The organism is Citrobacter portucalensis, assembly GCF_002042885.1.
Classification (GTDB): domain Bacteria; phylum Pseudomonadota; class Gammaproteobacteria; order Enterobacterales; family Enterobacteriaceae; genus Citrobacter; species Citrobacter portucalensis.
The window spans coordinates 404,515-430,463 of sequence record NZ_MVFY01000001.1 but is presented as its reverse complement, the minus strand read 5'-3'; the positions used below and the strand labels follow the sequence as shown (position 1 = coordinate 430,463).

General features: G+C 52.6%; 22 protein-coding genes and 1 pseudogene. 14 read left to right on the top strand and 9 right to left on the bottom strand.

What is annotated here, in order from left to right; genetic code table 11:
• Positions 1-66: 66 nt before the first annotated feature.
• The gene (locus BZK40_RS02100; protein ID WP_079934064.1) at positions 67-846 is read left to right on the top strand and encodes an AraC family transcriptional regulator; all 780 of its coding nucleotides are present in this window, start codon (positions 67-69) and stop codon (positions 844-846) included.
• A gap of 119 nt (positions 847-965) precedes the next feature.
• On the opposite strand, the gene yncL is transcribed toward BZK40_RS02100, so the two are convergent.
• A complete protein-coding gene (yncL, locus tag BZK40_RS02095) occupies positions 966-1,061 on the bottom strand; it encodes a stress response membrane protein YncL (protein ID WP_071524268.1) in 96 nt (31 codons plus the stop codon).
• Between the two features lie 192 nt (positions 1,062-1,253).
• Between yncL and BZK40_RS02090 the strand changes: the two genes are divergently transcribed.
• Positions 1,254-1,427, top strand: coding sequence for a GhoT/OrtT family toxin (locus tag BZK40_RS02090; RefSeq protein ID WP_003020198.1), 174 nt, complete (start codon positions 1,254-1,256; stop codon positions 1,425-1,427).
• Between the two features lie 19 nt (positions 1,428-1,446).
• On the opposite strand, the gene BZK40_RS02085 is transcribed toward BZK40_RS02090, so the two are convergent.
• From BZK40_RS02085 to BZK40_RS02075, 3 genes are read right to left on the bottom strand one after another with little or no spacing between them, the layout of a single operon-like run.
• A complete protein-coding gene (locus BZK40_RS02085) occupies positions 1,447-3,609 on the bottom strand; it encodes a virulence factor SrfC family protein (RefSeq protein WP_079934063.1) in 2,163 nt (720 codons plus the stop codon).
• Entirely contained in the window at positions 3,606-6,587 is a 2,982-nt protein-coding gene (locus BZK40_RS02080) for a virulence factor SrfB (RefSeq protein WP_060683725.1), read from the bottom strand. The genes BZK40_RS02085 and BZK40_RS02080 overlap by 4 nt, the downstream gene beginning before the upstream one ends.
• Positions 6,588-6,591: 4 nt before the next feature.
• A complete protein-coding gene (locus BZK40_RS02075; protein ID WP_079934062.1) occupies positions 6,592-7,899 on the bottom strand; it encodes an SrfA family protein in 1,308 nt (435 codons plus the stop codon).
• 282 nt (positions 7,900-8,181) lie between these two features.
• Here BZK40_RS02075 and BZK40_RS02070 point away from each other — a divergent pair, with 282 nt between their 5' ends.
• Both BZK40_RS02070 and BZK40_RS02065 read left to right on the top strand, forming a co-directional pair.
• The gene (locus tag BZK40_RS02070) at positions 8,182-9,780 is read left to right on the top strand and encodes an ABC transporter substrate-binding protein (RefSeq protein ID WP_079934061.1); all 1,599 of its coding nucleotides are present in this window, start codon (positions 8,182-8,184) and stop codon (positions 9,778-9,780) included.
• A gap of 17 nt (positions 9,781-9,797) precedes the next feature.
• Entirely contained in the window at positions 9,798-10,031 is a 234-nt protein-coding gene (locus BZK40_RS02065; protein WP_048235333.1) for a YdcY family protein, read from the top strand.
• 64 nt (positions 10,032-10,095) lie between these two features.
• Here BZK40_RS02065 and BZK40_RS02060 read toward each other — a convergent pair whose 3' ends face one another.
• Together BZK40_RS02060 and BZK40_RS02055 are read right to left on the bottom strand one after the other, a co-directional pair.
• Positions 10,096-10,545 (bottom strand): DMT family transporter, encoded by a 450-nt coding sequence (locus BZK40_RS02060; protein ID WP_048227592.1) that lies wholly within the window; start codon positions 10,543-10,545, stop codon positions 10,096-10,098.
• Complete coding sequence (locus tag BZK40_RS02055; protein WP_048235335.1) at positions 10,542-11,060, bottom strand: GNAT family N-acetyltransferase; 519 nt, start codon at positions 11,058-11,060, stop codon at positions 10,542-10,544. The genes BZK40_RS02060 and BZK40_RS02055 overlap by 4 nt, the downstream gene beginning before the upstream one ends.
• Before the next feature lie 37 nt (positions 11,061-11,097).
• On the opposite strand from BZK40_RS02055, the gene BZK40_RS02050 reads away from it, so the two are divergent.
• The 4 genes from BZK40_RS02050 (at position 11,098) to BZK40_RS02035 (ending at position 14,439) form a co-directional block, all read left to right on the top strand.
• Complete coding sequence (locus BZK40_RS02050; protein ID WP_003833097.1) at positions 11,098-11,673, top strand: helix-turn-helix domain-containing protein; 576 nt, start codon at positions 11,098-11,100, stop codon at positions 11,671-11,673.
• Between the two features lie 58 nt (positions 11,674-11,731).
• Entirely contained in the window at positions 11,732-12,766 is a 1,035-nt protein-coding gene (gene curA, locus BZK40_RS02045) for an NADPH-dependent curcumin/dihydrocurcumin reductase (RefSeq protein ID WP_048214160.1), read from the top strand.
• A 252-nt stretch (positions 12,767-13,018) separates the two neighbouring features.
• Positions 13,019-14,080 (top strand): 7-bladed beta-propeller protein YncE, encoded by a 1,062-nt coding sequence (gene yncE, locus BZK40_RS02040; RefSeq protein WP_032943509.1) that lies wholly within the window; start codon positions 13,019-13,021, stop codon positions 14,078-14,080.
• Between the two features lie 137 nt (positions 14,081-14,217).
• Positions 14,218-14,439 (top strand): YgdI/YgdR family lipoprotein, encoded by a 222-nt coding sequence (locus tag BZK40_RS02035; protein WP_003020157.1) that lies wholly within the window; start codon positions 14,218-14,220, stop codon positions 14,437-14,439.
• A gap of 41 nt (positions 14,440-14,480) precedes the next feature.
• Here the strand turns inward: BZK40_RS02035 and ansP are convergent, their stop codons facing one another.
• Both ansP and BZK40_RS02025 read right to left on the bottom strand, forming a co-directional pair.
• Positions 14,481-15,923: an L-asparagine permease gene (gene ansP, locus BZK40_RS02030; RefSeq protein WP_003833088.1), complete on the bottom strand. Its 1,443-nt coding sequence runs from the start codon at positions 15,921-15,923 to the stop codon at positions 14,481-14,483.
• Positions 15,924-16,204: 281 nt separating this feature from the next.
• Positions 16,205-17,746, bottom strand: a complete 1,542-nt coding sequence (locus BZK40_RS02025) for a methyl-accepting chemotaxis protein (RefSeq protein ID WP_079934060.1) — start codon at positions 17,744-17,746, stop codon at positions 16,205-16,207.
• Positions 17,747-18,260: 514 nt separating this feature from the next.
• On the opposite strand from BZK40_RS02025, the gene BZK40_RS02020 reads away from it, so the two are divergent.
• From BZK40_RS02020 to BZK40_RS01990, 6 genes and pseudogenes are all read left to right on the top strand, one after another.
• Positions 18,261-19,259, top strand: a complete 999-nt coding sequence (locus BZK40_RS02020; RefSeq protein WP_079934059.1) for an MsnO8 family LLM class oxidoreductase — start codon at positions 18,261-18,263, stop codon at positions 19,257-19,259.
• Positions 19,259-20,380, top strand: a complete 1,122-nt coding sequence (locus BZK40_RS02015) for an amidohydrolase (protein WP_048227597.1) — start codon at positions 19,259-19,261, stop codon at positions 20,378-20,380. The genes BZK40_RS02020 and BZK40_RS02015 overlap by 1 nt, the downstream gene beginning before the upstream one ends.
• A 25-nt stretch (positions 20,381-20,405) precedes the next feature.
• Positions 20,406-22,664 (top strand): annotated as a pseudogene (locus BZK40_RS24595) (NtaA/DmoA family FMN-dependent monooxygenase).
• A gap of 10 nt (positions 22,665-22,674) precedes the next feature.
• Positions 22,675-23,184, top strand: coding sequence for a GNAT family N-acetyltransferase (locus BZK40_RS02000; RefSeq protein ID WP_003833076.1), 510 nt, complete (start codon positions 22,675-22,677; stop codon positions 23,182-23,184).
• 9 nt (positions 23,185-23,193) lie between these two features.
• Positions 23,194-24,120, top strand: a complete 927-nt coding sequence (locus BZK40_RS01995) for an amino acid ABC transporter permease (protein ID WP_008784820.1) — start codon at positions 23,194-23,196, stop codon at positions 24,118-24,120.
• Positions 24,104-24,877: an amino acid ABC transporter ATP-binding protein gene (locus BZK40_RS01990; RefSeq protein ID WP_008784819.1), complete on the top strand. Its 774-nt coding sequence runs from the start codon at positions 24,104-24,106 to the stop codon at positions 24,875-24,877. Before BZK40_RS01995 ends, BZK40_RS01990 begins: the two co-directional genes overlap by 17 nt.
• A gap of 35 nt (positions 24,878-24,912) precedes the next feature.
• Here the strand turns inward: BZK40_RS01990 and BZK40_RS01985 are convergent, their stop codons facing one another.
• Positions 24,913-25,902, bottom strand: a complete 990-nt coding sequence (locus tag BZK40_RS01985; protein WP_079934056.1) for a zinc-dependent alcohol dehydrogenase family protein — start codon at positions 25,900-25,902, stop codon at positions 24,913-24,915.
• Between the last annotated feature and the right edge of the window lie 47 nt (positions 25,903-25,949).

Genomic DNA, 25,949 nt, shown 5'->3' with positions numbered 1-25,949 from the left:
TATTGCTGAAAGGGATATGTCGTATTACCATTATCAGGACTTTAAATATCAAATATCAGACAGATAATGAAAATTGCCCCTGATGATGCTTTTGATGCGGATAGCTTTGATAAACCGGTAATCGGTATTGCTGCCGATATGGGGGTACATGATTCCGGGCGGCACAGTCATCTTCGTCATCAGCTACTTTTTTCGGCAGCGGGAAGTATTACGATTGAACTGGAGCAGGCCCTGTGTCTGCTACCGCCACGCCGTGCGGTTTGGATCCCGGCAGGCACGGTACATCGCGCCATAATGCGTGGTGTGATGGCTTATCGCTCTTTGTATTTTTCTACCGCATTGCCGTTATCTGAGTTACCGCTGCAGATAGTCGAAGTTAATCCGCTGTTTTTTGAAGTGATAGAACGTATGGCCTTCTGGCCATGGGAAATGCCTGCCGCACAGCAGTCCAGCCTCATTGCCGTTTTTTGTGAGGAAATGCGTGCCGCCCGCAGTGAAAACTGGACATTGCAGTATCCCTCAGATCCGCGGCTTGACGTGTGGCTCAAGGGATTACGCATGGGTGAATTGCCACCACGACTGAATCAATTGTCCCGACAGGTTGGGGCATGCGAGAGGACGATCAGCCGAATATTTATCAGGGATACCGGGATGAATTATCAGGACTGGCGGCAGCAATTTAGGTTGTTAAAAGCCATGGAAATGTTGGCTGACGGAGGCCATATCAGCCAGGTCGCGCAATATCTGGAGTTTGTCAGCGACAGTGCTTTTATTGCGTTCTTCCATCAACATACCGGCACAACACCTGGCCGATATTCGGGCAATATAATGCCGCAGAAGGATTAGGGGTATTACATATTAAGGATAATTTACCCAGTAATAGCAGAGTGGGAAGATCGTTTACTGATGGCAGAGAGAAGATCCTCTCTGCCAGCGGACGCTGCAATTAATCAAGAAGAGTTACATCAAGCAAACCAGCCGAACCTTGCGGATATCAGACTGAAAAGTCCTACAGCAGCAAATATATTTATCAGCACCACAGTTTTACTGGAAACATTCATTTTTGCCACCTTTCGTTTTAACCCTTATGGGTATAGTACGGCTTATAACTATCCGCAATAGTACGAATTCTGAACATAATGAAAATGGGTTGTTTTACAGCCGTTTTTCTTAAATTAATTAATAAAACTTGATGTGAGTCATGAAAAAGAGCATATTGCGCGCGATTTTCCCTTCTGGCCAGGATGCCTTAAATGTCCCTATACCAAAAAATGTTGGTTTTTTATGCGGTGATGGCCGTCATCACGGCAATCATCACCTGGTTTCTTTCCCGCGATAAAAAGCGGATCCGCTTTCTTAGCGCGGTATTAGTCGGGGCGACCTGGCCGATGAGTTTTCCCGTTGCGCTGATGTTTTCTCTTTTCTGATGACGGCGTATTCGCCGTTTCAGGAGAAAAGCAGGGCATCTAATCGTTTTTTGTCGGTTTCAGAGACATCCTGTGGGTGCTGATATCCCGCATTCTCATTCGCACGGGTGTACAAGGCAACCAGCCAGTCGTAAACGTAACGGCTTGCACCATGCGAGGGTTGTTCATCCAGCTTCGTCAGGCGTAACATCGGCGATTGCTTCGGCGCGCTAAAAATAGCCGATCCTTTTTGGATCCTGCTGGCAGGGCGCTGTTCCTCAGCAACGTCGGCAAATCCAAGCCAGGTAATAAAATCACCAATATCGGCGTGTAACTGCGCGGCACAGACGTTTTCTCGCTGCATAATGCGCTGTAAGCGTTGTGGCATCTCCAGGCGATAGCTGGTGGTGACGAGAATGTCGGCAACCTGCCTTAACGTACGGGGATCGAGTCGTAAACGGCGGGCATTATTTTCATCGCGACACCACTGGCGCACGTGGTTAATCCACATTTTGTGTGCCTGATATCCAGTCTCCTGACTTTCCGGCGAGTATAGTGTGTCACGCACTTCGGCAAACAGGTCAATCTCTTCATTAAATAAACCGCTTACCTGCTCCTCGCGCGGTTGCTGAATACGCAGCAGCGACTCAAAAATGCGCATCGGCGGGAGCAAACCATCCAGCAGTTCGCCATGTTTTGCCGCTTGCGCCTGTAACTGGCGGATCACCGACTCGTGGCTATCCGATTCAGCTTGAGCGGGATTAATCCAGCTTATCAGCGTTTCGCGGATGCGCTGTTGATGCTGCTCGCGTAGAGAAGTCAACCTGGCCTGGCGCTGCTGTGGTGAGGTTGCCTGAGTCAGCCATTCGACAAGACGTTGTAAGCTATGTTTATCCAGCGCCTGCAACGTACCCCAATGCAGCCCGGGCTTGCCCATTAATTGCTGCACGGATTCATCAAGGTTTTGCTGGGTACTAAAACGCGCATCCTGCGGGGTAATGGCCCAAACCACGCCCGGTAATGCGGCATCATGAACAGGTTGGGTATCGTTGACCCAGCCCAACAGCTTGCGGGTGATGACGGGCGTCTGGGCGCGGGCAGAGACCGCGTTGCAGATTAAGAGCACATCCGGTTGCAGGTGCTGGCGATAATGTTCCAGCATCCAGCCTAATTTTGCCTGCCACAGTGGATGAGGATGAGCATCCGGGGCGAGGGGAATATCGAGCAGATCGACATTCTCCAGCACCGAGTCTTCAACCGTCAGGACCAACTCGCGCGTGAGCAGCGCCAGTGACGACAAAGAAAGGCTGACCGCATTGAGCAACTGATGATTCTCAATCGGATGAACCACCACATCGCTTTGCGTCTCATTATTGCCGGTCAATGCCACCTGGGTCAGGAAACTTTCGGCAGGTAAACCAAAATGATCAACCAGCAGGCTCAGCGGGGCCGCTAATTCTTGCGCGTGTCCGGTTTGTTGCAACGTGTGCGCCAGCGCCAGCCACTGCTGCGTCAGCTCTGGTTGTTCTCCCCACAGTAACGCCCAGGCGTTTGCCCGGGTAGTCAGATCCAGTGCGGGCAGCAACGTGGCAAACTGATACCATAGTGCATCGTCAATTTGCTGCTGGTTTGCCGGTACGCAGGAGCGCCAGAAACGACCGATTGCCGCAACATCATGTGCGGTAATGCCCGGCACCGGATGACGCTGACGCAGCGTTTGCCATTTTTCCAGGCGCGCCTCAATAATCGATTTCTCGACCTGTCGGTTGCCCGGGAGCGCGCTGAACTGGGCGATAAATAGCTGTACCAGTTCGGCTTCACTGAGTAACCGCAGACGCAACGGCCATTCGTTATCATGCGGATTTTCATCGCGCGTAAAACGGATCGCCATATTGGTTGGTGCATGGCCCGGATTAATATGCGAGAAATAATCAAAGCTGCGATCCGGGGTAACAATATTCACTTTGCCAGTGGCATTGCAGCACAATGCCGCCAGCAGATGTGCTTTTGCCGATTGTGAGTGTCCGTATAACCCTATACATCCTTGCGATGAAAAGGTCTCCTTCAACGCAGATTCACTCACTGCGGCTAGCGTAAGCTGTGCCAGCAGGGCATCCGCTTCATCATCAAGACGCGCCGCACGTTGACGGGTATCTACCACCCACTCGATGGCGGCCTGCGCGGTATTTAACATCTTACTCATTTCAGGTACACGCTCCCGCTATCAATCCAGTAATGGCTTCCGCTATGGCGACGGTCTGCCAGCGTATTCAGTTTTAACGTTAAGGCATTGGCGGCAACGGGGGTGCCATCCTGTAACCAGGCATCACTCAGGATGAAGAATTCCGGGCCACTTTCTTTGCTGCCGCCGCGTAGCTGCAGCCGAACATTCAACACGCCATCTCCGGCGATAGTTTTTGCCAGTTCGGCAGAGTTTATGCTGAGCGTATACAGCGGCGTGGCAGGCCAGCGGCTGTTTGCCAGTTGCCGAAATCCTAACGTCACGTTGCCACGTAACGGGAAATGCAACCGGGCATCCAGCTTCGCCCCAGGTTTATCCAGATCAATATCGTGATACCAGATGTTCTCATCGCGCAGGGTATTGACCGTATTATCCAGCACACCGAGAAAGCGTACGGTCGAGTAAGCGCCGATATCGGCAGCTTTAAAGTTAAAACGTGGCAAACGCAAATCCAGCGCCAGGCTGCACAGCATAGCGCCTACAGCAGCGGTGGATTTAGGGTTACCAATCCGCCCCTGTTGGCTGAACGGATACCACTCATGCACGCGGTAGTTATCCATCCAGATCATACGGTTAACCGGAACAGGTTGCAGATGGCGGATCAACGCCTGTACACCCGGTAAACAGGCGGGCCTGCCGGTCACTAATAAGATATCGCAGCGATAGTGTGAAATGGCCTCACAAACCGCGTGCAGTGGGGAAGTCAGGGTAAATTGCCCCGCCAATAGTGCTTCTTGTAACTGCCTGAACTGTACCTGTAACGGCACGCTCAGAACATCAAACGCTGGCGACCCTGCTGGCAACGCATGATCGATAGCCTGTTGGATGTAGTTCATCACGTTGCGCGTGGGTTGTTGACTCAGGAGTTCCCCAAAGGTGGCATGTAGCCCGGCGACCGGGTCGTTAATATCGCTTTGTTCCCAGGCTGAGAGGACCGCATGACCAAGCGGCATAAAGAGCTGCAACGCCGTTTGTTGACGCAAAATCGCCTGGGTGTCAATGCGCCCGGAATCGCCAAACAGCGTGGCCAGCAATGCGGCGGCGTCGGTCACGCCAGCCTGTTGTAAGCGGGTTTGCAGCGCAGGCAACACGCAGCGCTGAATCACGTCCAGCAGCATGTCATCGCCCGCAACTTTAAAACCTTCACGGAACAGCAGATGCGGGGTAATTTTGACATTCGCGCCAACGCCGTCATCAAGCTGGTAATGAACGACAGCCATATCCGTTGTCCCGCCGCCAATATCGATCGATGCCACGCGCAGTGCTCGACCTTTAGTCTCACCAGGCTCCGGCAAACGGTCCGGGCGGGCAAGGGCGTTAAAGAACGATTCGGTGTGGCCATCGTAGTGTGAGATAGCCTCGTTATACAGCCACACCAGTTGCCCGCAGCTGGCTTCATCCCATTCCATCTGAATTTCAGGTACGGGAACCACACTCTTTTCCTGCTGCTTACGGGTGGTGAAGTCTTCATCCTGCGGGTGCCAGCCCATCGCTTTCCAGACCAGGGCAATAGCTTCAAACATGCGCAGGCGGAAAATCTCGCGCTCCTGTTTGGGCATCGCCGACGGTAGGGTCAGGATCAGCGTCCGCAACTGACGAGGAGACGCCGGGAATCCGAGGCGCAAACGCGTCGCTACGCTGTTAATTTGCCCCAGCGCCTGGGCCAGTATTTCGCACAGCATATGTGTCATCAGCGTGCTGCGGCTGTATTGTGGTGAGAACACTGGCAGACGATCGTCCTGCGGCAGGCTGAACAGCGGTTGCCCGTCATCGTTCATCAGGTTCATCAGCGGGAAGGCGGTAGCCAGCGGTTCGCGCTGGGTTTTGCCATTCATCTGGCTAAAGCGCCAGTCATGTAACACCGGCGTTTCATCCCACAGATAGCGGCGCGGGCTTGAGATCCCACTGTTGCCCTCGGTGCCCATACGCTGCATCGCCAGCTTACGGGCTTCATCACCCACACGCACAATCGACGGCCAGATAAAGGCGTCATCACGTCCGCTCTCAACGGAAAAGTGCTGCTTACCAAAGCGCGCTTCGGAAAACTCCAGCCGACTGGTGAATAGCGGATCGTTGAGGAACTGCGGCTCGCTTAACGAACGGACCTGCAATTCAGCGGTCTGACGCAGCCCGTCATTGGCATCCCCGTGATCTTCAATCAGGACACCACAGGTATGGGTATTACCGATATCCAAAATAAGATCGACGGGAATGGCGGGTGTGCTAAGGGTGTGCGTAACCAGTTTCACTTCCGGGACGGAAAGCTGCTCACCTAACAGGGTCAGCACATTCAGCCAGTGCGCCTGGTATTCAAAGTTACGCAGCGCCTGCTGGATCTCTTGTTCTGAGCGGTTCTCATGTTGGGTGACATGGTGCATAAAAGATTCGCGCAACCAGCCGTCAATCCAGGTCTGGTCAAGGAAATCAGCAATTTCGTTGTCATGCCAGGCCAGCGCAAACCGTGTACCGTTAAGCAGATCATTTTCGTTGGGGGTTAACGCCGCAGGGGCATTTTCAGTAAGCTGGCTGTCCAGCGCTACGGTAACACGGTGGGTGTTGCCCGCGCTGTCCGGCTGCGGCAGCTTTCGCACCTGCACGCGTGCCCAGTTATCCGGACCTTCAACAAACGTACGCGGCGGGTTAAAGCGCAAAAACGGCAGCGGCAGCCAGACGCCGTCGAGCACGTCCAGCGAATAGTGCAGCGTCTGAGTACTTTCCGGCTTCACCACTTCGGGTTGCGCGCCGGTGCTGCCCGGTAGGGTATAGCGTCCTGACGTCAGATCGAAGTCTAGTCTCAGTAGCGGACCGTTTGCCGTTTTGCGCACAAAGCGTCCATGGTGCGCAGATTCCTGCGGCGTGAGGCCGAAATCCAGAAATTGCACACCGCTATTGGCGATGAGCGTCACGCTCTGTTTGTAATCACACAGATTCACCAACATAAAATCAGGCACCTATCTTTTTGATCGTCAGAGGGATTTCCGCGTGATCGTCATAACGCGCGGTACAGGCGGCGACGTCATTGGTTCCCGCTTTACAGGTAATTTCAGGCATCGGATAACGTGAACCGTCGGTACAACGGGCATTGCCGCGACTCTTAATCATTAATTCACCCGACTGGTGCAAACCAGAGAAAATCTCGGCACGACAAACAATATTGTCACCATGCACCACGCGCGCAGTGCCTTTATTGGCCTGAATCTGATAGCGCAGCGACGGCGCTTTGCCGCTCACCGGATCTTTAACATCGACTATGACGCGCCAGTTACCGTTGAGAAAACGCGTCGTTCCTGCCTTCATCTGGTTGGCATCCATCACCAGCGCATCTTTTGGAATTGCGGCGATCACCACCGGTCCTTCGACAGGTTTCTCTTTCTTCGCAGTTGGGGTCACTTCAGCACGATGCAGGGGCAGTGCAGATGTCAGTGCTGGCAGCGGTGCCATATCAACCTTAGCGACTTCAATAGCGGCTACTGCGGGTACGGGCTGGGTGGCCTGTTGCTTCCACAGCAGCGGCCCAACGATGGCTGCAATAATCACTGCGGCAACGGGGAGGCTCCACAGCGGCAGGCGGCGTATGGGCTTCTCCTTTACCGGCGACGCAGTGACTTCAGGTTCGTTAACAATAACCGGGGGTTGAGGTTCAGGTTCAGCCGGTTTTGGCTGATCAACGACCGGCGTCAGTAAGGGGACATCGGCCTCGGCAAAGGTAATTTCCGGTGCGATTTCTTCTTCCTGTTCTGGCTCTGCTACGGTAACCACAGGAGGAACATCGGCAATGCGCAGGCAGTCGAGTACATCGGCGCGGGGATTTTCATTCAGATTGACGAAGCCCCAGAACGTAATAACGGGTTTGCCATCAACCAGAAACACGTGATTTTCACCGGGAAATTGGATGGCTTTTTCAAGCAGCGAGCCAAACAGCTGTAGGGAGGTTTTCCCCGATTGCAGACTTTTACGGCTCAGGGACGCCGCATTTTCCAGCGTGCTCCCCAGATAGCGCAGCGCACGAAAACGTGCTTCTTCATCAGCGGCTTTCCACGCCACGGCTTTCCCTTCTATCGGGGAATACCAGTCAACCCGATCGCCGTTGTCGTTAATTTGTGGGATCGCCAGACAATCCACCATCGCCTGCTGTTTACGCAGACGAAGCGTTTCACGAATTTGCAATGCTGAATCAAACACGGCCTGACCACCGCCGCCCACGGCCTGATAGTCATCCAAATTGCCGCTGCGCAAGAGAGTTTTTGCCACGTTGTTACCCCTTAGACTTCTTCACGTATCTACTTTACGTTTTATAAAAACGAGCAAACGGCGAAAGAGAGGCAAAAAGGGGCTAATTTTCATGGCATAGAGTGCCGGGAAAAATCTTGACGTTTTGAAAAAGACTTAAGGGAAATTAATTCGCTTGGAGTGATGAATTATTCAGCGAAATACACCGGATTAGAATAACCTGATAGTGATTTGTTATTGGTCAGTTTTTGTCAGCTATGCTCTGATATCCCTGTTAATAATAAAATAAGAAGGCTTATAACCATGATTGCAAGGAAAACGTTACTCGCGCTGGCTCTCAGCGCCGTCTTACCGTCAGGCGCTGCGTTCGCGGCCAATACTGACACCATCATCTATTGCTCTGAAGCATCTCCGGAGTCATTTAACCCGCAAATCGCCAGTTCTGGTCCTTCATTTGTAGCCAGTTCACAGGTGCTCTACAACCGACTCATCAACTTTGATCCGGTAAAGAATACCCCGATACCGTCTCTGGCAACGGACTGGACGATTTCCCCGGATGGTAAGACTTACACGTTTACCCTGCGTCAGGGCGTGAAATTCAACAGTAATAAATTCTTTAAACCGACCCGCGACTTCAACGCAGATGACGTGATTTTCTCGGTATTACGGCAGAAAGATGCCGATCATCCGTATCACAAGGTTTCTCAGGGAAGCTACGAATACTTTAACGATGTTGGTCTGGATAAACTGATTAAAGAAGTGAAGAAGGTCGATGATTATCACGTTCAGTTTGTCCTCAATGAACCTAATGCCGCGTTTCTTGCCGACTGGGGTATGGATTTTGCCTCTATCCTTTCTGCGGAATATGCCGACGCGATGCTGAAAAAAGGCACCCCGGAAAACGTCGATAACTGGCCGATTGGCACCGGGCCTTACGTGTTGCAACAGTACAAGCAGGACTCGCAAATCCGCTATCTTGCCAACCCGAACTACTGGGATGGCGCCGTTCCAACGAAGCACCTGATCTTCTCAATCACGCCAAACGTCCAGACGCGGCTGGCAAAACTGCAAACCAATGAGTGCCAGATAATCCCGGCACCAGCCCCCGTACAGTTTGACGAGATTAAAAAGAATAAAGATTTGACGCTGCATTCGGTTGAAGCGCTGAACGTCGGATATCTGGCGTTTAATACCGAGAAAAAACCGTTTGATAACGTACTGGTGCGTCAGGCGCTAAACTACGCGACCGATAAAAAGGCCATTATTAACGCCGTCTTTTTAGGTTCCGGTACGGTGGCAAAATCGCCGATTCCGCCGAATATGATGGGCTTCAATAAAGATCTGCAGGATTACACTTACGACCCGCAAAAGGCGAAAGATCTGCTGAAGCAGGCGGGGCTGGAAAACGGCTTTGAAGCGACGCTGTGGTCAATGCCGGTTCAGCGCCCTTACAACCCGAACTCCCGACGGATTGCTGAGATGATCCAGAGCGACTGGGCAAAGGTGGGCGTGAAGGCGAAAATTGTGTCGTACGAGTGGGGGGAATATCTCTCCGGAATGCGTAAAGGTGAGCATGACACCGCGTTGTTTGGCTGGATGTCAGACAACGGCGATCCGGATAATTTCGCCGATGTGCTGCTGGGCTGCGACAGCATAAAAACCGGATCTAACGCCGCGCGCTGGTGCGATAAAGAGTATAATTCGCTGGTTCAAAAGGCGAAGCTGGTGAGTAAACCGGAAGAGCGCGCCGCGCTTTACCAGCAATCGCAAGAGATTTTCTACCAGCAGGCTCCGTGGATAGCCCTGGCAAACGGTAAAACGTTCTATGCTACGCGCAGCAACGTCAGCGGATACAGCGTCAGCCTGATGGGCAGTGATTTTTCAAAAGCAAAATTAAATTAATGAGTTAAGGAGAGGTTATGTCGCATCTGGATGAGGTCAGCGCACGTGTTGATGCCGCCATTGAAGAGAGCGTCATTACGCATATGAATGAATTGCTGATTGAGCTCAGCGATGATATCGCGTTGAGCCGGGAAGACCGCTATACCCAGCAACAGCGTTTGCGTACGGCTATCGCACATCATGGCCGTCAGCATAAAGAAGATATGGAAGCCCGTCGCGAACAGTTGACCAAAGGCGGCACAATCCTCTGATATTTCACTTATCCGACCTACAGGCACGTTCTGTAGGTCTGATAAGCGAAGCGCCGTCAGGCAATTAAAATGAACGTCTCGCCACCAGCCACGCCCCGATGACCAACAGCACCGCGCCACAGACCGGACCTACCAGCGCCCGCAGCGGCACGCCGTGACTACGTAGAATATCCAGCACCAGCCCGCCGATTAACTGGCTAGCCACCAGCACCGCGATAGTGGTAGCGGCCCCCACATTTTGGTACCCACTGATACTGGCAAAAACAAAGAACGATCCCAGCAATCCGGGGATGAGTGTCCACCAGCGCACGCTGGATACCAGTTCTCCAAATCCCGCAGCTCCTTGTTTAAACCACAGTATGCTGACAAACAGCACGATCCCGACCAGCGAGTTAAGCAACATGGCGATGAGGATCGTCGAGGATGTCTGGGTGATGCGTACCATCAAGGTATTTTGCACCACCAGACCAATACCTGCGGCAATCAGAAAGGAGAGGGTCAGCGTCTGGTTCATCTACGGGCATCCGGATCGCGGCGATCGTCTAGCTGTAACTGCATGAAGGTCAGATCCAGCCAACGGCCAAACTTGGTGCCAACCTGCGGCATTTGCGCGGTGGTTTTAAAACCCAGCAAGCTGTGCAGATGCAGTGATGCCTGATTCTGAGACTCAATACCTGCCACCATCACATGCTTGCCGCATGCGCGGGCTTCGTCTATCAGTCTGCTGAGCAGTGCCCGTCCTAGCCCTTTTCCCTGATGTTCAGGATGAACATACACCGAATGTTCAACGGTATGACGGAAGCCATCAAAGTTACGCCAGTCGCCAAAGGAGGCGTATCCCGTAACCACGCCATTCTCTTCACTCACCAGCACCGGATACCCCATCAATTGGCGGGCTTCATACCAGGAAATACGGTTTTCGGCATCGACCGTTTGATCGTTCCAGATAGCCGCCGTATGCAGTACCGCATGGTTGTAGATTTCTGCAATGGCGGCGCAGTCTTCTTTGCTGGCAAATCGAATTGACATGTTGAACCTCAGGGGTTGTTCACTATAGTATTACAATATGAATACTATTGAAGACAGCATAAATCAACGGATCAGTGCAAGAATTCGCATTGAGCGGGAATCTCGCGGTTGGTCACTCACGGAACTTGCCGAGCGCGCGGGTGTGTCGCGGGCCATGATCCATAAAATAGAGCGCGGCGAGAGTAGTCCAACGGCTACGCTGCTGGGCAGGCTTTCCGGCGCGTTTGGCATCAGCATGTCTACCCTGATTGCGCGGGCTGAAATGCAGGAGGGCAAGCTATTGCGCTTCGTCGATCAGCCTGTTTGGCACGATCCACAAAGTCACTATCTGCGCCGCCATGTTTCACCACGCAGCGATCTGCCTATCGATCTGGTGCAGATCGAATTACCCGCCGGAAGTGATATCCCGATGCCAGCCTCTTCCTATGTGCAGGCCAGACAACTTATCTGGTTACAGCAGGGGGAATTAGTCTTTGTCGAAGGGGACGTACGCCATGAAATGCAGGCAGGTGATTGCCTGGAACTTGGCCCGCCGAATGACTGTCGGTTTATCAATGAAACCGCGCAACCTTGCGTTTACCTGGTTGTGCGGTTAAATCACGTCGTCAGCTAAATAGCAGGAACGGGCTGCTACTATTGATGGATTCATGCCAAAAGCAGAGGAGCACATCATGGGTCAACAGACTAATCGTAACCGTCGTTGGGTACTGGCTTCCCGTCCACATGGCGCGCCAGTCCCAGAGAACTTCCGTCTTGAAGAAGATGAAGTCGCAACACCGGGCGAAGGCCAGATGTTGTTGCGCACCGTTTATCTTTCCCTTGATCCCTACATGCGTGGCCGCATGAGCGATGAGCCATCTTACTCACCACCAGTAGAGATTGGTGGTGTCATGGTGGGGGGTACCGTAAGTCGCGTGGTGTCATCCCACCATCCGGACTACCAGCCAGGCGAATGGGTATTGAGCTACAGCGGTTGGCAGGACTATGACATCTCCGACGGTAACGGGCTGGTGAAGCTTGGCGATCATCCCGAGCATCCCTCCTGGGCGCTGGGAGTTATGGGTATGCCGGGGTTTACCGCTTATATGGGTCTGCTGGATATCGGTCAGCCAAAAGCGGGGGAAACGCTGGTGGTAGCTGCCGCAACCGGGCCAGTTGGCGCAACGGTCGGGCAGATCGGTAAGCTTAAGGGTTGTCGGGTGATCGGTGTGGCGGGTGGGGCAGAGAAATGCCGACATGCCACCGAGGTATTGGGTTTTGATGTTTGTCTCGATCACCACGCACAAGATTTTGCGCAACAACTGGCAAAAGCCTGTCCGCAGGGTATTGATATTTATTACGAAAACGTCGGTGGAAAAGTATTTGATGCTGTCCTGCCGTTACTCAACACCTCAGCGCGCATCCCGCTTTGTGGCCTGGTCAGCGGTTATAACGCAACGTCGCTTCCGGCCGGACCTGACAGATTACCGCTGTTAATGGCAACGCTGCTGAAAAAGCGTATCCGCATGCAGGGTTTTATCATTGGTCAGGATTATGGACACCGTATTCATGAGTTTCAGCGGGAGATGGGGCGCTGGGTTAAAGAGGGCAAAATCCACTACCGCGAGCAGGTGACCGACGGTCTGGAAAATGCGCCACAAACCTTTATCGGTCTGCTGACTGGCAAAAACTTCGGCAAGGTAGTGATTCGTCTTGCTGAGGATTGATGCGTAAAGGTGGAAGACGGTGAATGCCTGTAACCAGGCCTGCTTCGTACAAAATGTAGGCCTGGTAAAATGCCAATGTCGTTATCTGGTATTCATGGAGAAAATAAGAAGGTTACTACCCGAAAGCGAATAAACACTCCACATTGAGATAAATAATGATTACTATTCTCATTCTTAAAAAGGCAAAACCATGATTTTGCTCATTGAAGCTATGTGAAGCAGTAACAAACGAATTTATCAAAGGGAGTCGTCATGTCTTTACGTCATCTGTTTTCGCCGCGTCTGCGTGGTTCTTTACTGTTAGGTTCACTGCTCGTTGCATCATCTTTTACTACGCAGGCTGCAGAAGAACTGCTGCGCAAAGCCGTCGGCAAAGGTGCCTATGAAATGGCGTACAGCCAGCAAGAGAACGCGCTGTGGCTGGCGACCTCACAGAGCCGCAAACTGGATACCGGCGGGGTGGTTTATCGTCTTGACCCGGTCACCCTCGAAGTGACCCAGGTGATTCATAACGATCTCAAACCGTTTGGTGCCACCATCAACAACGCCACGCAAACGCTGTGGTTCGGCAATACGGTAAACAGCGCGGTAACGGCGATGGATGCCAAAACGGGTGCGGTGAAAGGACGTCTGGTGCTGGATGCGCGTAAACGTTCTGAAGACGTTCGCCCGCTGCAGCCGCGTGAGCTGGTCGCCGATGATGCTACCAACACGGTATACATTAGCGGTATTGGTAAAGAGAGCGTGGTTTGGGTGGTGGACGGTGAGACGATCAAGCTGAAGGACACCATCCAGAATACCGGCAAAATGAGCACTGCTCTGGCTGTCGACAGCAAGGCTAAACGCCTGTACACCGCCAATGCGGACGGTGAATTCATTACCATTGACACCGCCACTAACAAAATTCTCAGCCGCAAAAAACTGCTGGATGACGGGAAAGAGCATTTCTTTATCAACCTGAGCCTGGACACAGCGGGCAACCGCGCATTTGTCACCGACTCTAAAGCGGCGGAAGTGCTGGTCATCGACACCCGTAATGGCAATGTACTGGCAAAAGTAGCCGCGCCGGAATCCCTGGCCGTGTTGTTCAACCCAACGCGTAATGAAGCCTACGTGACTCATCGCCAGGCCGGTAAAGTGAGTGTGATCGACGCGAAAAGCTATAAAGTCGTCAAAACATTCGAGACCCCAACGTTCCCGAATAGCCTGGCGCTCTCCGCCGATGGTAAAACCCTGTACGTCAGCGTGAAACAGAAATCTACCCGCGAGCAGGAAGCCACTCAGCCGGACGATGTTATTCGTATTGCGCTATAAAACATCCGGAGGGGGAAACCCCTCCTGTCATTTCTCTAAACCCCACGATACGCCTCGTTACACCCCGCCAGTAGCCCGAGCCACTTCAGGGACTTACACTACGCCCTCAACGGCTAACTGAATAACACGGGAATACCATGAAAAAGCCATTTATCTGTCTTTGTGCAGGCGTAATGCTGTTTACCCTTGCAGGATGTACCACCGATTACGTCATGACGACCAAAAGCGGACAAACCATCACCACCCAGGGTAAGCCAAAACTGGATAAAGATACGGGAATGACCAGCTATACCGATCAGGATGGAAATGCGCGGGAAATTAACAGCAACGATGTAGCGCAGTTGATTGAAGCGAACTAAAAATGAAGGCCTGAAGGGTTAACCAGTCAGGCCTTCAGCCATTACGGCGCGGTGCGGTGGATTTCCGCGACGCGTTTACGTACGCCGAACCAGCCTGCAACCAGCAGGATGGCAATCAACGGTAATGACGCGATGGTGTAGGTGCCGTTTGGATAGTCAAACGCCATCAGCACCAGCACGCTCAGCAGGAACAGTAGGGTTAGCCACGAGGTAAACGGAGCGCCCGGCAGTTTAAAGCTGACGTCTGCCGTTTTACCTTCTTTTATGGCCCGGCGCAGACGCATCTGACAGACCATGATAAAGCCCCACGACGCAATAATGCCCAACGACGCGAAGTTCAACACGATCTCAAACACCTGCGACGGTACCAGATAGTTCAGAAATACCCCGACGACATAGACGACCAACGTGGCGAGGATCCCAGCCCAGGGTACCTGTTGACGGCTCATTTTAGCCATGAATTTAGGCGCCGATCCGCCCATCGACATGGAACGTAAAATACGCCCGGTGCAGTACAGCCCAGAGTTAAGGCTGGAAAGCGCCGCGGTGAGCACCACAATATTCATGATACTGCCGATATACGGCACGCCCAGTTTGGAGAAGAAGGTAACAAACGGGCTTTGCCCCGCCTGATAGGCATTCCACGGCAGTAACAGAACCAGCAGCACGACAGAACCCACATAGAACAGACCAATACGCCAGATAACGCTATTGATCGCTTTCGGCACCATGGTTTGCGGATCTTTGCATTCTCCAGCAGCGGTGCCCACCAGTTCAATGGAGGCAAACGCAAAAACTACCCCCTGAACCAGTACCAGCGCTGGAAGCAGACCATGTGGGAAGAATCCACCGTTGTCGGTGATCAGGTGAAAACCGGTGGCGTTGCCATCCAGCGGCTTTCCAGTACCTAAAAAGACGGTACCCACCACCAGGAAAATCACAATCGCCAGCACTTTGACCAGCGCAAACCAAAACTCCATCTCCGCGAACCACTTCACGCCGATCATGTTCATGGTGCCAACAATGGCCAGCGCGCCGAGGGCGAACACCCACTGCGGTACATCACCAAAGGCGCCCCAGTAATGCATATACAACGCCACCGCGGTGATATCGACAATGCCGGTCATCGCCCAGTTGATGAAGTACATCCAGCCAGCCACATAGGCGGCTTTCTCACCTAAAAATTCGCGAGCATAGGAGACAAAGCTGCCGCTGGAAGGGCGATGTAAAACCAGTTCACCAAGCGCACGCAGTATAAAGAACGAAAAAATACCGCACACCAGATAGACCAGCGCCAAAGCAGGACCCGCCATTTGCAAGCGTGCGCCAGCCCCTAAAAACAACCCGGTACCAATTGCGCCGCCAATGGCGATCATTTGTACCTGTCGATTACCCATCGCTTTGTGATACCCCTCTTCGTGGGCATTCAACCAGCGTCGTTTCGCCGCATGTTGTTCCGCGGCTTGCGTGTTGTTTGTGTTCATTACTTTTCCTGTTGACCTGACAAAAATACAAAATCCTTTTTGCCGCACCTGCTGCGGCGAAAAACAGCCTTAACCTTCATTGTGTTATGGGGGAAAACTGCCGGCCGAGCATCCTACATTCAATTGTTCGGTTCCGCAAAGCCCCGATAACAAGAATTCAGCATTTTTGTACAGCCAGCACTGGCGCGGTGTGGCCTCGATTCAGCCAATAAAAGAGAAGGGCGTAAATACGTGGAGAGGTGTGCGCTTATCGAGACATTCACCCGATAAGCGCCGTAAGGTTATGCTGATACGCCAAAGACCTGAACGGCCTGCTGTAAGCGCGATGAACGTTGAGTCAGATCGGCGGTAGCATCGGTGACACGCTCCACCATCTCGGCGTTATTGTGTGTCATGGTGCCAACGCGTGAAATCGAATCGTTAATCAGATCCAGCGCCTGGGTTTGCTCACGCGTCGCCAGACTAATATCTTTGATCATCATCGACATCTGCAGGACATCGCCAATCATCCCAGTGAGATGCGTTTCCGTTTGCTCCACCATTTTGACACCGCTGTTAACGTTAGCGACATTCTTCTCAATCAGCTGTTTGATCTCTTTTGCTGCAGACGCCGAATGCTGCGCCAGATTACGGACCTCTGCCGCCACAACGGCAAAACCACGCCCGGACTCCCCGGCCCGCGCGGCTTCAACCGCGGCATTGAGCGCCAGAATATTAGTCTGGAAAGCAATACTGTCGATAACGCCGATGATGTCGACTATCTGCCCGTTGTCACGCGATATCGCCTGCATCATGGCGATAGTTTGTTTCATAATATCGCCGCCTTCTGTCGCATTGGCGCTGGTTTTATCGGCCATGGTCATAGTATGAGCCGCAGTCTCAGCAGTTTGCTGTACCGCACTACCAATTTCTTCAATGGCGGCAGCGGTTTGTTGCAGGTCGGCGGAGGTTTCTTCTGAACGCTTGTGCAGCGCCGTACCTTCTTTTGATACCCGCTGACTGATGGCGCGAATACCGGATATTTGCGTACTGACATCATCGACCAGGGAATTCAGATTAAGCCCGGACTGATTAACCAGACGCATCAGCATTCCGATCTCATCCACCCGATTTAAATGACAGTTATCAGGTTTTCTCCCGGATACCACTTTCTTCATTTGCGTCAGTAGCGTATTAACTGGCTGACAAATTTGATACTTAAGGTAAATAGCAAGCATCAGAAATAAGAACAATAACCCTCCCGCCTGAATAAATGGATTAACAGGAGCGAAGAGAAATAGCACAGCGAGCAGGGCGATTACCCCTAAAGAATAATTGACGCGCTGGCTAATACTCAGCCATTTAAACATTGATGCCCATGACAATATTCCGCGACGAATGATAATGCCTTTAAAAAGACGAAACCCTTTAAGCTGCTGATTATTAATTTTTTGATATAAGCTTTCGCTTTGAGTTATTTCATCGCGCGAAGGAACGGTACGCACCGAGATGTAGCCGGTGAGTTTTTCATTGTGCCAGACTGGCGTAACGTTGGCGCGAACCCAGTAATGGTCGCCATTCTGTCGACGGTTTTTCACCATCCCCGTCCAGCTGTCTCCCTGCTGTAGCGTGTACCACATATCGGCGAAAGCCGCGGGAGGCATATCGGGATGGCGAATAATATTATGTGGTTCGCCCATTAACTGCTGTTCGTTAAATCCGCTGGCATCAATAAACGCGGAGTTGGCGTAGGTAATATGACTTTCTTTATCCGTCGTAGAAAGCAGCGTCGCTTTATCGTTAAGTGCGTGCTCAATTTGTGTAACGGGCATGTTACTTTTCATAGAGGTCCCATGGTGCTATGTATAATCCATACAAAAATCCCCGCAATAAAATCGGGGGATATTAAAATCTGTTTTAAACCGTTTTAATAAGAACGTTGCATTCTCTACTAATCATCAATTCTGTGGAAGTAGTTAAAATAAAAATTCCTATGTAAATCATTCATCCTGTGTCATAAAAGTGAAACAATTAATACAAGCGCATAACGTGACAAGTCGTTTAAACTGACTTAACGTAAATCGCGTTAAAAAACCTTTTCGTAAAAAGAAAACTGGCATGAAATGATTTTGATGTTATTACCGTGATTCCAACGACCCTATTATATTTTGTAGGCTATTAATTGCGGGTGTTTTTCTGTTTAGCGTTACAACCAGCACTGGGCGATCCAAATTTTAACCCTGGCAGCGACAGGGGCTGTTATCTACTTTTTAGCTGAGTAAATGTGAATTAAATGTTTCAGTATGGCTATTTGATAAATTAATAATAAAGACATGTTAACAAACATAGGCTCGTAACATGTCATATCGCCTGAGTATTCTGGATAAAAGCCCCATCGGTGAAGGTGAAACTGCCGCGACCGCGCTTTCCCGTACGTTGCGCCTGGCGCAACTGGCAGAAGAGTGGGGGTACCATCGTTTCTGGATCGCGGAACACCATAATACGGCACAGCTGGCCAGCCCATCGCCGGAGCTGGTGATCGCCTGGATCCTCGGGCAAACCCAGCATATCCGCGTAGGTTCCGGCGGCGTAATGCTGCAACATTACAGCCCGTACAAAGTGGCGGAAAACTTCAATCTTCTGGCATCGCTGGCTCCTGGACGTGTTGATCTCGGCGTAGGGAAAGCCCCTGGCGGCTTACCGCTGTCGACCCAGGCGTTACAGCATGGGCTGCATCAGGAAGAAAAAGGCAGTTTTGCCGACCAGCTTTCTTTGCTTAACGATTGGCTGGCGCTGAGCGGAACGGAAAGCGGGGAAACGGTATTCCCGACGCCAATTCCACCGATACCACCGGAAAAGTTTGTACTGGGAGCCAGTGTGCAAAGCGCGCAGTTAGCAGCGCAATCCGACTGGAATTTCATCTTCGCAGCGCACCTCAATGGTGACAAAGCGTTATTGCATGACGTTTTGTCCTTCTGGCAGACCCACAGTGCACGCCCGACGATAGTCGCCGTCCAGGTGATTGTGGCTGACAGTTACGACACCGCTGCGCAACTGGCGGAAAACGTACAAATCTGGGGCGTGGAGCTGGAAGATGGTCAACGTGTCACGGTAGCCAGCGAAGAACAGGCGCTGGCGTTTGCCGCTCAGTCTGGCTGCCCACCACGCAAAATCGCGCGTCGTGAGCAGGCGTTGCTACACGGCACCGCTCAGGAGGTGATGGCAAAGCTGAATGCTCTGCATACGCAATTTGGCATTGACGAGTTCATTATCGACACGCCAGTGGCGCAAGGGCATGCGCGTCTGACATCGCTGCGTTTGTTAGCGCAAGCCCATAACGCCGTGGAGGTGCTCTGATGACTCTCGGCTCAACGCTTATCGACTGGCGTCGTGAACTACATCAGCATCCGGAGCTTTCCCTGCAGGAGGAAGCAACCACGGCGCGCATTCACGCCTGGTTGCACGCTGCGGACGTCGACATTCTGCCGTTCGAGCTGAAAACCGGTCTGGTCGCGGAAATTGGTCAGGGAGAAGATGTCATCGCGCTGCGGGCGGATATTGACGCGCTACCGATAGAAGAAAGCGCCGACGTTCCGTTTCGCTCCCTCACGCCGGGCGTGATGCATGCCTGCGGGCATGACGTCCATACCAGCGTCATGCTTGGTGCAGCACTGCTGCTAAAACAGCAGGAAATAACCTTACCGGGGCGAGTACGTATTTTGTTCCAGCCAGCTGAAGAGAGTTTCGGCGGCGCAAAAACGTTGATCCGCGCCGGTGCGCTGCAAAACGTAGCGGCTATTTTCGGTATGCACAATGAGCCCGGTTTGCCGGTGGGCGAATTTGCCACACGCGGCGGCGCATTTTATGCCAATGTCGACCGCTTCGTACTGCGCATTAATGGCAAGGGCGCACATGCGGCGCGTCCGCATGAAGGTAAAGATGCCATCCTGCTCGCCAGCCAGTTGGTAACGGTGCTGCAAAGCGTTGCCAGTCGCGACGTTAACACGCTGGATTCGGTGGTGCTCAGCGTGACCCGTATTCAGGGAGGAAACACATGGAACGTTCTGCCGGAGTCCGTTGAGCTGGAAGGGACACTCAGAACGCACCGAACCCAGGTACAGCAGCAGGTTAAGGCTCGGGTTAATGACATTGCCGCCGGATTTGCCCACGCCTTTGGCGCACAAATCGACGTAATCTGGCATGCGGGACCAACCGCGTTGGTAAATGATGATCGTTGGGCCGATATTGCCACCGCGGTGGCGAAACAGTCAGGCTATACCACCCACCATGCCGACCTGCATATGGGCGGGGAGGATTTTGCCGTCTACCTGCAAAATACGCCTGGCGCATTTGTCAGTATTGGCAGCGCCAGTGAATACGGATTACATCACCCGGGATTCAATCCGGACGAGCGTTTAATTGAACCTGCCGCGCACTACTTTGCGCAGTTAGCAAAAACGGCATTCGCACACCTTTAAGTTTACCTGTTGGGTAGGGGTTATTATGGCTGAAAATCGGCAACTACGGCTCGGCACTATTCTACATGGCGCATCGGGAAATATGTCCGCATGGCGCCATCCGGTGGCTCAGGCTGATGCCAGTATTAATTTTGATTTTGTCAAAGAGACGGCGCTTATTGCGGAAAAGGGGAAGCTGGATTTTATTTTTGTCGCCGATGGTCTGTATATTAATGAAAAATCAATCCCGCACTTTTTAAATCGTTTTGAGCCGCTGACAGTATTATCCGCTTTGGCCAGTATCACCAAGAATCTGGGGCTGGTTGGCACGGTGTCCACATCATATAGCGAGCCGTTTACGACCGCACGGCAGTTCGCTAGCCTGGACCATCTCAGCAAGGGGCGCGCAGGTTGGAACGTGGTGACGTCGCCTCTGGAAGGATCGGCAAAAAACTACTCTCGCGCTCAGCATCCAGAGCATGCCCAGCGTTATCGTATTGCTGATGAATATTTACAGGTAGTGAAAGGACTGTGGGATTCCTGGGAAGACGATGCTTTTACCCGTAATAAAACAAGTGGGGAATTTTTTAATCCGCAAAAACTGCATACGCTTAATCATCATGGAGATTATTTCCAGGTTGCCGGGCCCTTAAATATTGGGCGTACACCACAAGGTCGTCCGATTATATTTCAGGCGGGCGCTTCAGCAGATGGTAAAAAATTAGCGGCGCAGCATGCTGATGCCATTTTTACCCATCAGGAGTCGCTGGCAGAGGCTAAAGCGTTCTATCAGGATGTAAAAAGCCAGCTGGAAGTCGCCGGACGACATCCCGAACAACTGCATATATTCCAGGGCGTCAGCGTTATTGTTGGCGACAGCGCAGAAGACGTTGAGCAGCAGTATCAGACTACCGCTGCGCTGGTCTCCGTTACTGACGCGCTGAACTATCTTGGCCGCTACTTTGAACATCATGATTTTGCCCAATATCCGCTGGACGCACCGTTCCCGGATCTGGGCTCTCTCGGACAAAACAGCTTTCGCAGTACGACTGATGAGATCAAACGCAACGCACGCGAGCGTGGTTTAACACTTCGTCAGGTTGCTCTGGAAGCGGCCAGTCCACGTCCGCGTTTCAGCGGCACGCCACAACAGGTTGCCGACGGCTTGCAGCAGTGGTTCGACGAAAAAGCCGCAGACGGTTTTATCATCCAGGGCGGAACGCCGGATACCTTCCCGCGTTTTGTCGAACAGGTTGTCCCCGTGCTTCAGGCGCGCGGCCTGTTCCGCCATGAATATCCCGGTACGACCCTGCGCGCAAGCCTGGGATTAGCGACACCTGCAAATCAATTCACACAATAAGAGAAAAACGCTATGCAGAAAAAATCAGTATTTCTCGCGCTGTCACTGGCTTTAAGCGCGACCGTTTGGGCAAATGAGGTGACGATTAACGGCACCGGCGTAAGCCTGGAAGCCAATAAAGCGCCGATCAATACAGCTAAGAATCCGCAGGCGATTGCGCAGTTGCCCGCAAACCTGCACCTGGCCGTACCAGGTAAATTCACCGTGGCGATTGCCGGGCTCAGCCAGCCGCCGCTGACCGTCTTTGCCGATGACAATAAAACGCTGATCGGCAGCGAGGCGGATATCGCGCGTCTGGTGGCTGACAGTTTGGGGCTGGAACTCAACGTTGTACCTACGTCATGGGAAGACTGGCCGCTGGGCGTCACTTCCGGCAAATACGATGCCGCGATCAGCAATATTACCGTCACCAAAGCACGCAAAGAAAAATTCGATTTCGCGACGTATCGGAAGGACTCTCTTGGCTTTTATGTCAAAACCGGTAGCAAGCTGAAGAAAATCGAGCAGGCGGAAGATATCGCAGGACTACGCATTATCGTCGGTTCGGGGACTAACCAGGAAGCCATTCTGTTGGCCTGGAACGATGAGAACGTGAAGAAAGGGTTACAGCCGTTTACGCCGGTATATACCAAAGATGATGCCGCGCAAACCCTGGCCCTACAGTCAGGCCGCGCCGATGCCTACTTCGGTCCTAATGTAATCGGCGCGTGGAAAGCTGCACTCAACGGTAAAACGCAATTAGTGGGTAGCGTTGATGGCGGTTGGCCAAAAGCGGCACATATCGCTGTGACGCTGAAAAAAGACAGCGGTCTGGTTCTGCCGGTACAAACCGCCCTCAACGGCGTGATTGGCAACGGCGACTATGACAAGGTGCTGAATCGCTGGGGAGAAGGGGTGGAACGCATTCCACAATCTGAAATCAACCCGGCCGGTTTAGGCGACTAAGGAGGTCATCGTGAGCGATCAATTTCGCGTGCTCTCACCGGAAGCCAGCGAGCTGCAGCCCATTTTGAACGGTCTGTTCGGTGAATATGCCGCCCGCTATGGCGATTACTTTTCTCGCGACGCTGAAGTGGAACTGACCGAATGGTATCTGGCGCCGCAGGGACTTTTTGTGGTACTGGAGCGCCGCGGCGAAATTATCGCCACCGGGGCTTACAAACCTTACGACAAGGACACCGCCGAGATTAAGCGTATCTGGACAAAAAGCAGCCTGCGTCAGCAGGGGCTGGCGGCGCGGGTGGTGCAGGAACTGGAACGTAGAGCGCTGCTCGCAGGCTACAGCCGGATTTATCTGACCACGGGATTTCGCCAGCCGGAGGCCGTCAGACTTTATTTAAGCCAGGGCTACGATCCGCAATTTGATACGACGCGCGATCCCGAAGAGTACAGCCTGCCGCCGTTTGATGGACGACTGCGCTTTACCAAACTGCTGACTATTGCCGGTCAGGCCAGAATCGCCTGAGGAGAGAAAATGAAAACGACAGATAGCATTAGAGTCGTACCGGCACGTTATCCCATGCGTACCGTAGGCGCGGTCATTGCCTTATTTGCCCTTGCGGTAATTCTCCAGTCCGTGGCGTTTAATCCGCGCTGGGAATGGAGCGTGTTTGCCCGCTGGTTCTTTGATCCGGTTATCTTGTCCGGCCTCGGGCAAACGCTGTTACTGACGCTGATCGGGACGCTGTTGAGTATTGTCATCGGCGGTCTGCTGGCGTTGGCGCGGCTTTCATCTTCCTGGCTGTTGAACGGTCTGGCATGGGGGTACATCTGGCTGTTTCGTTCGTTACCGCTGATTGTGGTGCTGATCGTTTTGTACAACTTCTCCTATCTGTACGACACGTTGACGATTGGTATTCCGTTCACTCCCATTCAGTGGGGAAGTTTTGAGACCATCAATGTACTCGGTCAGTTTTCCACTGCGGTGGTTGGCCTGACGCTGGTGCAAAGCGCCTATACCGCTGAAATTATTCGGGGTGGATTTTTAGGGGTCGATCACGGTCAGTACGAGGCAGCGGCAGCACTGGGCTTACCAGCAGGGCGACGTACGCTGCGGATTATTCTGCCGCAGGCGCTGCGCACCATTTTGCCTGCTGGATTCAATGAAATCATCAGCCTGGCGAAAGGGACGGCGATGGTATATGTGCTGGCAATGCCGGAGCTGTTCTACACCATCCAGATGATATATAACCGCACGCAGGAAGTGATCCCGCTGCTGATGGTGGGTGCGGTATGGTATCTGGTGATCACCAGCGTCCTGTCGTTAATTCAGCACCTGGTTGAACGTGCGTTGGCACGCAGCGAACGACGTTCAGCGATCAACACAGCCCGGGTGAGTCGTGCAGAAAAACGCAGTCGTCAACGTCCACAGCAGGAGGCCGTCCATGTCCCGCTCGCCTGAAGGCCATATTTCTATTACCGGCGTTAGCAAATACTTTGGTCGCCACAAAGCGCTGGATAATGTGTCGCTGGAGATCCCTCCCGGTACGGTAACGGTTATTCTTGGCCCGTCCGGTTCTGGGAAATCCACACTCTTGCGGACCATCAACCATCTGGAACGCGTCGATGAGGGGTTTATTCAAATCGATGGCGATTACATTGGCTATCGTCGGCAGGGAGATAAGCTATATGAGCTGAAAGAGGCGGAAATTTTGCGCCAGCGTGTTAACGTCGGCTATGTGTTCCAAAACTTTAATCTGTTCCCGCACTTAACGGTTCTGGAGAATCTGATTGAAGCGCCCATTGCGCACGGACTGGCAACGCGTAAAACCGCCACCGAGCGGGCATTAACTCTGCTTGATGCGGTAGGGTTACGGAATAAAGCCGATGCCTGGTCGCGTCACTTATCCGGAGGTCAGCAGCAGCGTATCGCTATTGCCCGTGCGCTGGCGTTAAATCCGCGCGTCATGCTGTTTGATGAGCCTACATCTGCACTGGATCCTGAACTGGTCGGTGAAGTACTGGATGTCATTAAAGCGCTGGCGAAGTCGGGAACCACGCTGGTTGTGGTAACGCATGAGATTGGCTTCGCCCGGGAAGTGGCGGATCAGGTGGTGTTTATGGTCGATGGCAAAATCATCGAGCAGGGCAGCAGCGAGCAGGTGCTGAATCATCCACGCCACACGCGCACTCAGCAGTTTTTGTCGAAAGTGCTTTGAGACACATTGCGGCACAAGGCTGTGCCGCACAGAGGTTACAGAGTGACGACGATTTTGCCTACCTGGCCGTTGGCTTCCATGTATTGATGTGCTTCGACGATATCATCAAAGGCAAAGGTTTTATCAATCAGCGGTTTGAGCTGGCCAGACTGCAATCCTTCAAAGATAAACCGTTTCGCCCGCGCAAGTTTTTCTGCGTCCGTGGTGATTTCGAAAATTTCATAGCCGCGGAAGGTCAGATGGCGACCGAGTATCTCAATGACCGGGATAGAAAGGTCACGTGAATCAAGCGAACCATACTGGAAAAAGAGCCCACCGGCTGGCATCACTTGGGCAATTTTTGCCACCGCTGGGCCACCGACCGGATCGAACACCACGCGGGTTCCTTTACCCTCAGTAATCCGCTGAATCTCGGCCACCAGATCCTGCTCCTGGCTTGCAATAACCTCTGCCGCGCCCAGTTGCAGCAGCTGATCACGTTTCTCACTGGTCCGTGTCATCGCAATCGGTTTTGCTCCCCGCATGTTAGCAATCTGAATTGCCGCCAGTCCGACGCTGCTGGAAGCAGCATTGATCAGCACGTTATCACCGGGCTTAATATCCGCATATTCAACCAGCGCACCGAAAGCGGTCACATACATCATCCAGCTGGCAGCAGCCTCGGTAAAGCTCAGGTTTTGTGGATGCTTTACGACCGCGTGAGCGGGGGCATTAACGACTTCACCATACATTCCATATTGATGAAAGCTGAATGCCGGGATGACGCTAACGTAATCGCCAGGTGCAAACTCACGTACGTTGTCTCCCACTGATTCAATGACTCCGGCAGCTTCATAACCCAGTTGCGCCGGGAAATTAGGTTGGTAAATATACTGTCCGGTGCGGTACATAACTTCCGCACGGTTGATACCAATAGCCCGCACGCGGATCTGAACCTCATTTGCATCAGGCGCGGGAACCTGCATCTCCTGAATCTTCAGGACTTCAGCGCCACCAATTTGATTAAAAACTACGACCTTAGACATAGCAGACCTCAGTAAATTGTTCTGTATTGGGTCTGCACAATTTAACG

Excerpts from the sequence above, each read along its gene's own strand:
- BZK40_RS02080 (WP_060683725.1), bottom strand. The coding sequence starts at position 6,587 with ATGTTGGTGAATCTGTGTGATTACAAACAGAGCGTGACGCTCATCGCC.
- BZK40_RS02065 (WP_048235333.1), top strand. The coding sequence starts at position 9,798 with ATGTCGCATCTGGATGAGGTCAGCGCACGTGTTGATGCCGCCATTGAA.
- BZK40_RS02100 (WP_079934064.1), top strand. The coding sequence starts at position 67 with ATGAAAATTGCCCCTGATGATGCTTTTGATGCGGATAGCTTTGATAAA.
- BZK40_RS02035 (WP_003020157.1), top strand. The coding sequence starts at position 14,218 with ATGAAAAAGCCATTTATCTGTCTTTGTGCAGGCGTAATGCTGTTTACC.
- BZK40_RS01995 (WP_008784820.1), top strand. The coding sequence starts at position 23,194 with ATGAAAACGACAGATAGCATTAGAGTCGTACCGGCACGTTATCCCATG.
- yncL (WP_071524268.1), bottom strand. The coding sequence starts at position 1,061 with ATGAATGTTTCCAGTAAAACTGTGGTGCTGATAAATATATTTGCTGCT.
- BZK40_RS02055 (WP_048235335.1), bottom strand. The coding sequence starts at position 11,060 with ATGTCAATTCGATTTGCCAGCAAAGAAGACTGCGCCGCCATTGCAGAA.
- BZK40_RS01990 (WP_008784819.1), top strand. The coding sequence starts at position 24,104 with ATGTCCCGCTCGCCTGAAGGCCATATTTCTATTACCGGCGTTAGCAAA.
- BZK40_RS02050 (WP_003833097.1), top strand. The coding sequence starts at position 11,098 with ATGAATACTATTGAAGACAGCATAAATCAACGGATCAGTGCAAGAATT.
- BZK40_RS02015 (WP_048227597.1), top strand. The coding sequence starts at position 19,259 with ATGACTCTCGGCTCAACGCTTATCGACTGGCGTCGTGAACTACATCAG.
- BZK40_RS01985 (WP_079934056.1), bottom strand. The coding sequence starts at position 25,902 with ATGTCTAAGGTCGTAGTTTTTAATCAAATTGGTGGCGCTGAAGTCCTG.
- BZK40_RS02025 (WP_079934060.1), bottom strand. The coding sequence starts at position 17,746 with ATGAAAAGTAACATGCCCGTTACACAAATTGAGCACGCACTTAACGAT.
- BZK40_RS02020 (WP_079934059.1), top strand. The coding sequence starts at position 18,261 with ATGTCATATCGCCTGAGTATTCTGGATAAAAGCCCCATCGGTGAAGGT.
- BZK40_RS02070 (WP_079934061.1), top strand. The coding sequence starts at position 8,182 with ATGATTGCAAGGAAAACGTTACTCGCGCTGGCTCTCAGCGCCGTCTTA.
- BZK40_RS02085 (WP_079934063.1), bottom strand. The coding sequence starts at position 3,609 with ATGAGTAAGATGTTAAATACCGCGCAGGCCGCCATCGAGTGGGTGGTA.
- BZK40_RS02060 (WP_048227592.1), bottom strand. The coding sequence starts at position 10,545 with ATGAACCAGACGCTGACCCTCTCCTTTCTGATTGCCGCAGGTATTGGT.
- yncE (WP_032943509.1), top strand. The coding sequence starts at position 13,019 with ATGTCTTTACGTCATCTGTTTTCGCCGCGTCTGCGTGGTTCTTTACTG.
- curA (WP_048214160.1), top strand. The coding sequence starts at position 11,732 with ATGGGTCAACAGACTAATCGTAACCGTCGTTGGGTACTGGCTTCCCGT.
- ansP (WP_003833088.1), bottom strand. The coding sequence starts at position 15,923 with ATGAACACAAACAACACGCAAGCCGCGGAACAACATGCGGCGAAACGA.
- BZK40_RS02090 (WP_003020198.1), top strand. The coding sequence starts at position 1,254 with ATGTCCCTATACCAAAAAATGTTGGTTTTTTATGCGGTGATGGCCGTC.